The 10,576-nt window shown below is 71.7% G+C and carries 11 protein-coding genes and 1 pseudogene; 11 read left to right on the forward strand and 1 reads right to left on the reverse strand.

What is annotated here, in order from left to right:
• A pseudogene (locus ABZ371_RS22605) lies at positions 1-940 on the reverse strand (protein-lysine 6-oxidase); the annotation flags it as partial.
• Positions 941-1,392: 452 nt separating this feature from the next.
• On the opposite strand from ABZ371_RS22605, the gene ABZ371_RS22610 reads away from it, so the two are divergent.
• From ABZ371_RS22610 to ABZ371_RS22660, 11 genes are all read left to right on the forward strand, one after another.
• Positions 1,393-2,154: a DeoR/GlpR family DNA-binding transcription regulator gene (locus tag ABZ371_RS22610; protein WP_358682613.1), complete on the forward strand. Its 762-nt coding sequence runs from the start codon at positions 1,393-1,395 to the stop codon at positions 2,152-2,154.
• A gap of 137 nt (positions 2,155-2,291) precedes the next feature.
• Positions 2,292-3,644 carry a sugar ABC transporter substrate-binding protein gene (locus tag ABZ371_RS22615; RefSeq protein ID WP_358682615.1) on the forward strand — a complete coding sequence of 451 codons (1,353 nt, stop codon included), beginning with the start codon at positions 2,292-2,294 and terminating at the stop codon, positions 3,642-3,644.
• A complete protein-coding gene (locus ABZ371_RS22620) occupies positions 3,641-4,618 on the forward strand; it encodes a sugar ABC transporter permease (RefSeq protein ID WP_358682617.1) in 978 nt (325 codons plus the stop codon). Before ABZ371_RS22615 ends, ABZ371_RS22620 begins: the two co-directional genes overlap by 4 nt.
• Complete coding sequence (locus ABZ371_RS22625; RefSeq protein WP_358682619.1) at positions 4,615-5,490, forward strand: carbohydrate ABC transporter permease; 876 nt, start codon at positions 4,615-4,617, stop codon at positions 5,488-5,490. The genes ABZ371_RS22620 and ABZ371_RS22625 overlap by 4 nt, the downstream gene beginning before the upstream one ends.
• A complete protein-coding gene (locus ABZ371_RS22630; protein ID WP_358682621.1) occupies positions 5,490-6,479 on the forward strand; it encodes a zinc-dependent alcohol dehydrogenase family protein in 990 nt (329 codons plus the stop codon). The genes ABZ371_RS22625 and ABZ371_RS22630 overlap by 1 nt, the downstream gene beginning before the upstream one ends.
• A 177-nt stretch (positions 6,480-6,656) precedes the next feature.
• Positions 6,657-7,088, forward strand: coding sequence for a DUF6221 family protein (locus ABZ371_RS22635; RefSeq protein WP_358682623.1), 432 nt, complete (start codon positions 6,657-6,659; stop codon positions 7,086-7,088).
• Between the two features lie 237 nt (positions 7,089-7,325).
• Positions 7,326-7,664, forward strand: coding sequence for a hypothetical protein (locus ABZ371_RS22640; protein ID WP_358682625.1), 339 nt, complete (start codon positions 7,326-7,328; stop codon positions 7,662-7,664).
• Positions 7,665-7,900: 236 nt separating this feature from the next.
• Complete coding sequence (locus ABZ371_RS22645) at positions 7,901-8,383, forward strand: lamin tail domain-containing protein (RefSeq protein WP_358682627.1); 483 nt, start codon at positions 7,901-7,903, stop codon at positions 8,381-8,383.
• Between the two features lie 222 nt (positions 8,384-8,605).
• A complete protein-coding gene (locus ABZ371_RS22650) occupies positions 8,606-9,103 on the forward strand; it encodes a peptidylprolyl isomerase (protein ID WP_358682629.1) in 498 nt (165 codons plus the stop codon).
• Between the two features lie 164 nt (positions 9,104-9,267).
• Positions 9,268-10,062 (forward strand): SDR family oxidoreductase, encoded by a 795-nt coding sequence (locus ABZ371_RS22655; protein WP_358682631.1) that lies wholly within the window; start codon positions 9,268-9,270, stop codon positions 10,060-10,062.
• Positions 10,063-10,088: 26 nt separating this feature from the next.
• The coding region (locus tag ABZ371_RS22660) for a ribonuclease H (RefSeq protein ID WP_358682633.1) at positions 10,089-10,576 on the forward strand (488 nt) is incomplete at its 3' end.

The raw sequence follows: 10,576 nt of genomic DNA on the forward strand, positions 1-10,576 counted from the left end.
GCACGGCGGCGGGCGCGGGGACGAGGGGGCCGTGGCCCACGTTGTACGACGGGCCGGCGCCGCTGGTGGCGGAGGCCGGTGCGGGGGTGCGCGTCATGGTGTGTCCGGCGTGGCCCGGGTGCGGGGACGCCGCAGGCGCGTGCCCGGCGGCGGCGTGAGCCGCGTGCCCGGCGGTGTGGTCGGCCTGTCCGGAGGCCGAACGGGCGGCGGGCGAACGGCCTGCGGTCGACTCCTCCTCCCAACTCCGCTCGCGGACGGTCACGTTGATCGTCCGGGGCTTGTCCGCGATCTTGAACAGGTCGCGGTAGCGCTTGGTCACCGACACCTTGGCGGTGTACTTCCCGGCGGGGAGGGTCACCGGCGCCGAGTAGTAGCCCGCGTACGTGTTGGACGCCCAGCCCTTCTCGACGCCCCACACCGACCCGAGCGTGAACGGGTTGACGGGGCAGCTCTCCGGATACGCGGACCTGGCGGGGGCGTCGGGCCGGATCCTGCCGGACGCGTTGTTCGGGCAGAACGACTCCGTGCGGCTGAGTACCTTCCTGCCCGCCTTGTCCGTCAGCGTGACGCTGACGAAGCCCGGCAGACCCGCGAAGTCCTTCACCAGACCCGCGGGCAGGGCCTTCGTCCGGGTCCTGCCACCCTCGCGGATGACCTGAGCGGCGACGACCGGGGCCGTGTACGACTTCCGCGTCACCCTGAACTCGAGCGGGGCCCCGTCCGCCGTCAGGTACGTCCCCAGGTCCAGATAGACACCCGGGTCCTCCTTCCACGAGTCGAGCGTCACCGCCGTGGAAGCCGCGATCAGGCTGAGCCGGGGAGCGGCCGGCGCGGTGCTGCCCCGCGGGGTGGCGGCGACGACGCCCGCGGTGACGGTGAGCGCCGCGGCGGCGGCGACCGCCGGACGCCACAGCCGGGGGAGGGGGGTTCTGTTGGCCATCGTTCCTCGATTTCCGCGTGCCCGGTGGGGCGGTGGGGTCGCTTTGCCCCTGAGAGAGGAGGAGGGCGCCCCAGGTTGTCCGGGAGCCCATGGATCCTGAATCGTTGGCCGAAAACGGTTTTTCCAGGGCGGAATGAGACATTGTCACGTTGTTTCCGTCCACCGGTCAGGGCAGTTGTGCTAAAGGCCACTCCTCCCGTGCCACGCCATGACCGCAGACGGGCGCCATCCGGGCGCCACCGCGGCCGAATCGGGCACCCCCCTCCGGGCGACGAGCCCTGGAGTACGGGGCCGGTGGCATGTGGTGCCCTGTGGAAACGGGCACGAACGGGCGCAGTGGATGACGTGAAGGCGCTGGTCGAACGGCCGTTCATGCTTGTACAAACAGTGCGTGGGCCCGAACGGACGGTGGGCCCGCGCAGAAGATCCGCACCTAGCGCAGGGATGGTGGCGTGGGCACCGAGGAACGCCGACGGGGAATACTCGAGACGGCCCGACGGGACGGCGCGGTCGACGTGAACCGGCTGGCCGAGCACTTCCGGGTCGCGAAGGAGACCATCAGGCGCGATCTGCACACCCTGGAGGAACACGGCCTGGTCCGGCGTACGCACGGCGGTGCCTACCCGGTGGAGAGCGCCGGCTTCGAGACGACGCTCGCCATGCGGACCACCCACCACGTGCCGCAGAAGTCGCGGATCGCGGTAGCCGCCGCCGACCTGCTCGGTGACGCCGAGACGGTCTTCATCGACGAGGGCTTCACCCCCCAGCTCATCGCCGAAGCCCTGCCCCGGGACCGGCCGCTGACCGTGGTCACCGCCTCCCTGGCCGTCGCGACGGTCCTCGCCGACGCGGAGAAGACCGCCGTCCTGCTGCTCGGGGGCCGCCTGCGCGGCAGCACCATGGCGACGGTCGACCACTGGGCCACGAGGATGCTCGCCGACTTCGTCATCGACCTGGCCTACATCGGCGCGAACGGCATCTCCCGGCAGTACGGGCTGACCACACCCGATCCGGCGGTGTGCGAGGTCAAGGCGCAGGCCATGCGCAGTGCCCGGCGCCGGGTCTTCACCGGTGTCCACAGCAAGTTCGGCGCGGTGAGCTTCTGCCGCTTCGCCGGCGTCGGCGACTTCGAGACCGTCGTCACCGACACCGGGCTGCCCTCCGCCGAAGCCCAGCGCTACTCCCTCCTCGGCCCCCACGTCATCCGCGTCTGACCAGCCCGCGACCACCACCGCAGAACCCCGCCCGCGCCCTTTTCCGGAGGTCACGGGACGGGCCCACCGTGCCCGGACACGGGCGCCGTCCGGGCTGTGCCAGGCACCCGGGCCGCTACGACCGATCAGGAGAACTCATGCCCCACCAGCTGGGACGCCGTGGACTGCGCGCGCGTGCCGTCGCGGGCGCGGCGGCGATGGCGCTCCTCGCCACCGGATGCGCCGGAGCCGGCGGCACCTCCTTCGGAGGGGGTGACGCGCTGAACGTGCTCATGGTGAACAACCCGCAGATGCTGCAGTTGCAGAAGCTGACGGCCCGGCACTTCACCGAGGAGACCGGTATCAAGGTCAACTTCACCGTCCTCCCCGAGAACGACGTCCGCGACAAGATAAGTCAGGACTTCTCCAACCAGGCCGGTCAGTACGACGTCGGCACCATCAGCAACTTCGAGGTGCCGTTCTTCGCGGAGAACGACTGGCTGCACGCGCTCGGCGCCTACGCCGCCCGGGACCCGGCCTTCGACCAGGACGACATCCTGGAACCCCTGCGGCAGTCGCTCACCGTCGACGGCGAGATCTACGCCGAGCCCTTCTACGGCGAGTCGTCCTTCCTCATGTACCGCAAGGACGTCTTCGAGGCCGCAGGGCTGACGATGCCGGCGAACCCCACCTGGCGGCAGGTGGCCGACCTCGCGGCCAAGGCCGACACCGGAGGCACGAAGGGCATCTGCCTGCGCGGCCTGCCCGGCTGGGGTGAGCTCATCGCCCCGCTGACCACGGTCGTCAACACCATGGGCGGCACCTGGTTCACGAAGGACTGGGAGCCGCGGCTCACCTCCCCCGAGTTCAAGGAGGCGACCCGCTTCTACGTCGGCCTCGTGCGCGAACACGGGGAGCGCGGAGCCTCCCAGGCCGGGTACGCCGAGTGCCTCAACAACATGACGCAGGGCAGGACCGCCATGTGGTACGACGCCACCGCGGGCGCCGGATCACTGGAGGCGGCCGGCTCCCCGGTCAGGGGGAAGATCGGGTACGTACCCGCCCCCGTCGACCGGACCAGGAGCTCGGGGTGGCTCTACACCTGGGCCTGGGGCGTGCAGAAGGCGTCCAGGAAGGCCGACGACGCCTGGAAGTTCGTCTCCTGGGCGTCCGGCAAGGAGTACGAGGAACTCGTCGGCGAGACCAGCGGCTGGGCCGACGTACCCGCGGGCAAGCGCGCCTCCACCTATGACAACCCCGCGTACCGCCGGGCCGCGGGCGCCTTCGCGGACGTCACGGAGCGGGCCATCGCCGCCGCCGACCCCCTGGACCCGGGCACCCAGCCCCGGCCCACGGCCGGCATCCAGTTCGTCGGCATCCCCGAGTTCACCGACCTCGGTACCAGGGTCGCCCAGGAGATCAGCGCCGCCATCGCCGGCCGGCAGTCCGTGGACGAGGCGCTGGCCGCCTCCCAGAAGCTGGCCGAACAGGTAGCCGAGGAGTACCGATGACCACGACAGCCGCCACCCCGCCCCAGTCACCGCCGCCCCAGTCCCCGCCGCGACCGGCCACGACGGCCCGGCCCGGGACAGGCCCCCGGGCCTGGGCGACCAGGGCGCCCCTGCTCCCCGCGCTCGTCTTCCTGATCGCCGTGACGCAACTGCCGTTCGTGGCGACGCTCGTCATCTCGCTGTTCGACTGGAACTCCCTCAGACCCGACCGACGCCGCTTCAGCGGCCTCGACAACTACGCCTCCGTCTTCACCGACCCCGCGCTGCGTGAATCGGTGTTCACCACCGTGCTGCTGACCGCGGGCGTCGTCCTCGTCACGGTCGTCCTGGGACTGTGCCTCGCACTGCTCCTGGACCGGACGTTCTTCGGCCGGGGGCTGGTCCGCACCCTGCTCATCACACCGTTCCTCGTCGTGCCCGTCTCCGCCGCCCTGCTGTGGAAGCACGCGCTGTACAACCCGGAGTACGGCCTGTTCAACGGTGTGCTGGGCTGGGTCGGCGATCTCTTCGGCGACACGTCGCCGAGCCGGCCGGACTGGATCGCGGACATGCCGCTGCTCGCGGTGGTCGCCGCGCTGGTCTGGCAGTGGACACCCTTCATGATGCTGATCCTGCTCGCCGGCCTCCAGAGCCGGCCCGCGGAGGTGGTGGAGGCCGCCCGCCTCGACGGCGCCGGGGCCTGGCAGACCTTCCGCTACCTCACGCTGCCGCATCTGCGCCGGTACCTCGAACTGGGTGTCCTGCTCGGCGCCGTCCACATCGTGCAGAACTTCGACGCGGTCTTCACCATCACCGCCGGCGGACTCGGCACGGCCAACCTGCCCTACACCATCTACCAGACCTTCTACCGAGCCCACGAATACGGACTGGCGTCCGCCGCGGGGGTCGTCGTGGTGATCGGCACGATCATCGTCGCCACCTTCGCGCTCCGGGTCGTCTCGTCCCTCTTCGACGAGGAGGCGAACCGCGCATGACCACCACCCCTCCCGTGGACTCCCCGCCGATGCCGCGCGAGGTGCGCGGGGCCAGGCGCCGCTCGACAGCGCTGGGCCTGCTGGCCTGGGCGGCCGGACTCCTCTTCTGCCTGCCGGCCCTGTGGATGCTCCTCACCTCGCTGCACGCCGAGTCGGACGCCGCGACGAACCCGCCCTCCCTGTTCGCGCCGCTGACCCTGGACGGCTACCGGGCCTTCTTCGGCGCCGACACCGGTGTGACCCCGTGGCCACCCCTGCTCAACTCCCTGGGAGCCTCGTTCTTCTCCATGCTCCTGGTGCTGCTGCTGGCGCTCCCCGCGGCGTACGCGCTGTCCATCCGGCGCGTACGCAGGTGGACGGACGTCATGTTCTTCTTCCTGTCCACGAAGATGCTGCCCGTGGTCGCCGGCCTCCTGCCCGTGTACCTCTTCGCCAGGAACACCGGGATGCTGGACAACATCTGGCTCCTCGTCCTGCTCTACACCTCGATGAACCTGCCGATCGCGGTGTGGATGCTGCAGTCCTTCCTCGCGGACGTCCCCGTGTCCGTCATCGAGGCGGCCCAGGTCGACGGCGCCCGGCTGCCGGTGGTCCTGGCCCGTGTCGTCGCGCCGATGGCCGCCCCCGGGATCGCGGCCACCGCGCTGATCTGTTTCATCTTCAGCTGGAACGAACTGCTGTTCGCGCGGGTGCTCACCGGGGTCGTCGCGCAGACGGCACCCGTCTTCCTCACCGGATTCGTCACCAGCCAGGGGCTGTTCCTCGCCCAGTTGTGTGCCGCCTCCGTCGTCGTGTCCCTGCCGGTGCTCGCAGCCGGCTACGCCGCCCAGGACAAGCTCGTCCAGGGCCTTTCCCTCGGAGCAGTGAAATAATGCGGGCAGCGATCGTCGAAGCCCCCGGCAAGGTCTCCGTCACCACCGTTCCCGACCCCACCCCCGGTCCGCGGGAGGTCGTCGTCTCCGTCGCCTCGTGCGGTCTGTGCGGGACCGATCTGCACATCCTGCAAGGGGAGTTCGCGCCGAGCCTGCCCCTCGTCCCCGGGCACGAGTTCGCGGGCGAGATCGTGGGCGTCGGACGTGACGTCACGGAACTCGCCGTCGGTGACAGGGTCGCCGTAGACCCCTCCCTGCACTGCCACGAGTGCCGCTACTGCCGCAGCGGACGCGGCAACCTCTGCGAGCGGTGGGCCGCGATCGGCGTCACCGTCCCCGGCGGGGCCGCCGAGTACGCCGTGGCGCCCGTCGCCAACTGCGTCAGGCTGCCCGAGCACATCGACGTCAGGGACGCGGCGCTGATCGAGCCGCTGTCCTGCGCGGTCCGGGGCTACGACGTGCTGAGAGGCACACTGGGGGCCGAGGTGCTGATCTACGGCTCCGGCACGATGGGCCTGATGATGCTGGAGCTCGCCAAGCGCACCGGTGCCGCGGGCGTGGACGTCCTCGACGTCAACCCCGACCGCCTGGCCACGGCCGCGCTCCTCGGCTGCTCCCGGGCCGCGGCCGGGGCGGACGAGCTGGAGCGGCCCGGCGGCTGGGACGTCGTCATCGACGCGACCGGCAACGCGGACGCCATCCAGGACGGCCTCGGCCGCGTCGCCAAGGGAGGCACCTTCCTCCAGTTCGGCGTGGCCGACTACGCGACGACGGCCGTCATCGAGCCGTACCGCATCTACAACCAGGAGATCACGATCACCGGGTCGATGGCCGTCCTGCACAGCTACGAGCGCGCCGCGGCCCTCTTCGCGACCGGGGTGCTCGACCCGTCCGTCTTCATCAGCGACCGGCTGCCGCTCGAGCGGTACCCGCAGGCCGTCGACCGCTTCAGGGCGGGACTGGGCCGCAAGATCGTCGTGGAACCCTGACGGACCGGCGGGCCCACGACCCCTCCGGAAGGTGCTCCGTGTCCGTCATACGGACGGTGGCGGGTGCGCGTCCCCGGTCGGTGTGCCCGTGAGGCATCCTCTGCTGGTTGAGTAGGACGGACCCGTGGCGGCGTGCGTGTCCGCCACGGGCCGTCACGGCGAAGGATGCGGAACGAGATGTCAGACAACACGGACCTGTTGGCTTTCGTGCGGGCGCGGCTGGCCGAGGAGGAGGGCGTCGCGCAGGAAGCGGGCGGCGACGGATGGCGGTGCCCCGCCGAGGCCCCCGGCGAGGTGCACGACCGCACGAGCGGCATCGCGTTCGTCGTGCGCTCGCGCGGCTACGACCGGCACATCGCCTACCAGGACCCGGCGCGCACGCTGCGCCGCGTCGAGACGAACCGGGTGCTGCTGGACGAGTACGAGGAGATCGCGTCCCTGGACACGGACCGGCCCGTGCAGGACTTCGCTTCCGGCCGGGCCGTCGGACTGGGCTTCGTCGTCCGGCAGATGGCCGCCGAACACGCCGGGCACCCCGACTACCGGGTGAAGTGGCTGCCCCGGTTCTCCCACTGGGGCCCGTCCGGCGCGCCGGGGGGCCAGGTGTGACGGTCCGGCCCCGGGCGCGGCACTCGCGGTGCCTTCCGGCGCGGCCGGCCGCGGGCCGCCGGACGGGGCCGAGGGCCTGCGCCGGGGCACCCGGCCGGCCCGTACCCCCGCGGTGCACGGGAGTGACGGCGGCCGCCGGCCCATCGGGCCGCGTGCGGCCGGAATGAGTACCCGGGGGCGGTGCGGCTGAGTACGCCGCCCGATCCAGGGGCACCGCGGCGCTGGTCGAATGGGGCCATGCTCCCCGACGCGCAGCGGCATCCCCGCATCCGGCACCTGACCACCGCGGGCACGGCGCTGGCCGCGGCCCTGCTGCCGCTGGCCGCGGGCGTCCTCCTGGCCCGGACGATGGCGCTGGACCCGATGGCGCCCATGAACGCCTTCGTCGCCGGGGGCGGGCAGCGTGCCCGGATCGCGCCTTCGCGATGGATGGTCGCGGCTCGAACGCGCGAACTGCTTTCCAGGCGGTATTGGAACTGCCGTCCAGGAAAGCGCTGTCGCCCCTGTTACACGCTCGGCGCCCGCCGGGCGGCGGTGCCGGGGGAGTGGGGACAGGGCGCGCGCGGAGCGCCGTGACCAGCGAATCGGTCAGCCGAACGGGTCGGTGCAACGCTCAACGGTTGACAGGTATACGACCGTCGGGTTCGGTGCCGCATGCAGTCGTGTGTGACGGGAATGTCCGTACTTCGTCACACGGACCAGGGTGTCTTCCAGCCACCGGGAAAGCGGGACAAAGTTTGCGTTCCCGGCACGTCGCCGGGGCCGAACAACGCCCGGCACACCGTTCCGGGCCCGTTTGACGAGGGGTTCACATGTCCCGTACCGCACGACGGATCACCGCCACCGTTCTCGCCTCCGGTGCGCTGCTCGCCGCAGCCGCACTGCCGGCGACGGCCGACGGCCGGGGGGACCACCGGCATCACGACCGTCCGGCCCAGCGCCCGGCGGTCGTCCTGGGTGAGATCCAGCACGACGGCCCCGGCCGCGACAACGGTTCCAACCGCAGTCTCAACGCGGAGTGGGTCACCGTCACCAACACCGGCCGGCACGCGGTCAACCTCCGCGGCTGGACGCTCAGCGACGAGAGCCGCCGTACGTACACCTTCGACCTGCGTCTGGCGGGCCGGTCCTCGGTCCGCGTCCACACCGGTGCGGGCCGCGACACCCGGCACGACGTGTACCAGGACCGCCGCCACTACGTGTGGGACGCCCGGGACACCGCGACGCTGCGCGACAGCCGTGGGCACCGGGTCGACTCCGAGTCCTGGGGCCGGCACCACGGCGGCCGGCACTGATCCCGCGCCGGTGACCGCCGGCCGAGCGGCTCGTGCGCCCGCCCGGCGGGACCGGCCTGAGCGGTGGCCCGGCGTGAGTGCGGTCCTCGCCTGAACGACGCGGCGTACCACGGCCTCACCCCCGTGGTACGCCGCACCCGTGCGACGGGCCGGGCGGCGGCGCGCGGCCGCCGGACGGGGGGTTGTGCGCGAGCGGCCCGCCGGTGATGTCAGGATGGCCTCATGACCATCAAGGCGTATTTCGACATCACCATCGACGACGAGCCCGCCGGGCGGATCGTGTTCAACCTCTTCGACGACGTGACCCCCAAGACCGCAGAGAACTTCCGCGCCCTGGCCACCGGCGAGCACGGCTACGGCTACGCCGGATCGCCGTTCCACCGGGTCATCCCGGAGTTCATGCTGCAGGGCGGCGACTTCACCCGGGGCAACGGCACCGGCGGCAAGAGCATCTACGGCGAGAAGTTCGCCGACGAGAACTTCACCCTGAAGCACGACAAGCCCGGCCTGCTCTCGATGGCCAACGCGGGCCCGAACAGCAACGGTTCGCAGTTCTTCATCACGACCGTCGTCACCCCGTGGCTGGACGGCAAGCACGTCGTGTTCGGAGAGGTCGCCGACGAGTCCAGCATGGAACTCGTCCGCAAGATCGAGTCGTACGGCTCCTCGACCGGCAGGACCAAGGCGGCCATCGCCGTCTCCGCCTCCGGCGTTCTCTGACACCCGCGGTGGGCCCCGGCCGGCCGGTGCGCCGGGCCGGGGCCCGCGTGCGTCCCCGCTGCCGCCGCCGTGTCGCTGACCGCCACCTCCCGCGGAAGCGGTGCCCGGCCTGCCAGCATGGGGGTGTCCGCTCCCAGGCGGACACGAGGCGGAAGGACCGTGGAGTGCACATCGATCTCACCGGCAGGACAGCTGTCGTCACCGGGTCCTCGCAGGGCATCGGACTCGCCGTCGCCACCGGGCTGGCGGGGGCGGGCGCGGACGTCGTCCTGACCGGTCGGGGCAGGGAGCGGCTGGACGCGGCGGCCGAGAGTCTCCGCTCGACCGTGCCGGACGCGGCCGTCCGTACGCTGGCCTGCGACCTCACCACGGAGCAGGGGGCTGCCGAACTGCAGGAAGCCGTGCCCGCGGCGGACATCCTGGTGAACAACCTCGGCATCTTCGGCTCCCGGCCGCCCCTGGAGATCACCGACGACGAGTGGCGCACCTACTTCGACACGAACGTCCTCAGCGCCGTCCGGCTCATCCGCCGCTACCTGCCGGGGATGAAGGAGCGCGGGTGGGGGAGGGTGCAGAACATCGCGAGCGACTCCGCGCTCGTGATCCCCGCGGAGATGATCCACTACGGCATGTCGAAGACGGCGCTGCTGGCCGTCTCACGGGGCTTCGCCAAGGAGGCCGCCGGCACCGGGGTCACCGTGAACTCGGTGATCGCCGGCCCGACGCACACCGGCGGCGTGGAGGACTTCGTGTACGAACTCGTGGACGGCGAGCTGCCGTGGGACGAGGCCCAGCGCGAGTTCATGCGCCTGCACCGGCCGCAGTCCCTGCTGCAGCGGCTGATCGAACCGGAGGAGATCGCCAACCTCGTCGTCTATCTCAGTTCGCCCCAGGCCTCGGCCACCACGGGCGCGGCGGTGCGGGTGGACGGCGGGTACGTCGACTCGATCGTGCCCTGACCCGGGGTGCTGGCATGATCAGGGGCATGGACGAGCGCATCATCGCCGCGTGTGACGGGGCGTCGAAGGGGAATCCGGGGCCTGCGGCCTGGGCGTGGGTCACGGCCGACGCCCAGGGGCGCCCGCAGCGGTGGGAGGCCGGCCCGCTGGGGACCGCAACCAACAACATCGCCGAGCTCACCGCACTGCGGGAGCTGCTGGCGGCCACGGACCCGGCCGTGCCTGCCGAGGTGCGCATGGACTCGCAGTACGCGATGAACGCGGTGACCAAGTGGCTGCCGAACTGGAAGCGCAACGGCTGGAAGACGTCGGCGGGAAAGCCGGTCGCCAACCGGGAGCTGGTGATCGCGATCGACGAGCTGCTGGGCGGGCGGGACGTGAGCTTCCGCTACGTGCCGGCGCACCAGGTGAACGGTGATCCGCTCAACGCGCTCGCCGACCAGGCAGCGAGCGAGGCCGCCGTCGCGCAGCGGGCGGCGGGGACGCGGCACGGCGCCGCCGAGCTGCCCGTCCC

Origin of the sequence: Streptomyces sp. NPDC005899 (assembly GCF_040629645.1) — a bacterium.
Lineage (GTDB): Bacteria > Actinomycetota > Actinomycetes > Streptomycetales > Streptomycetaceae > Streptomyces.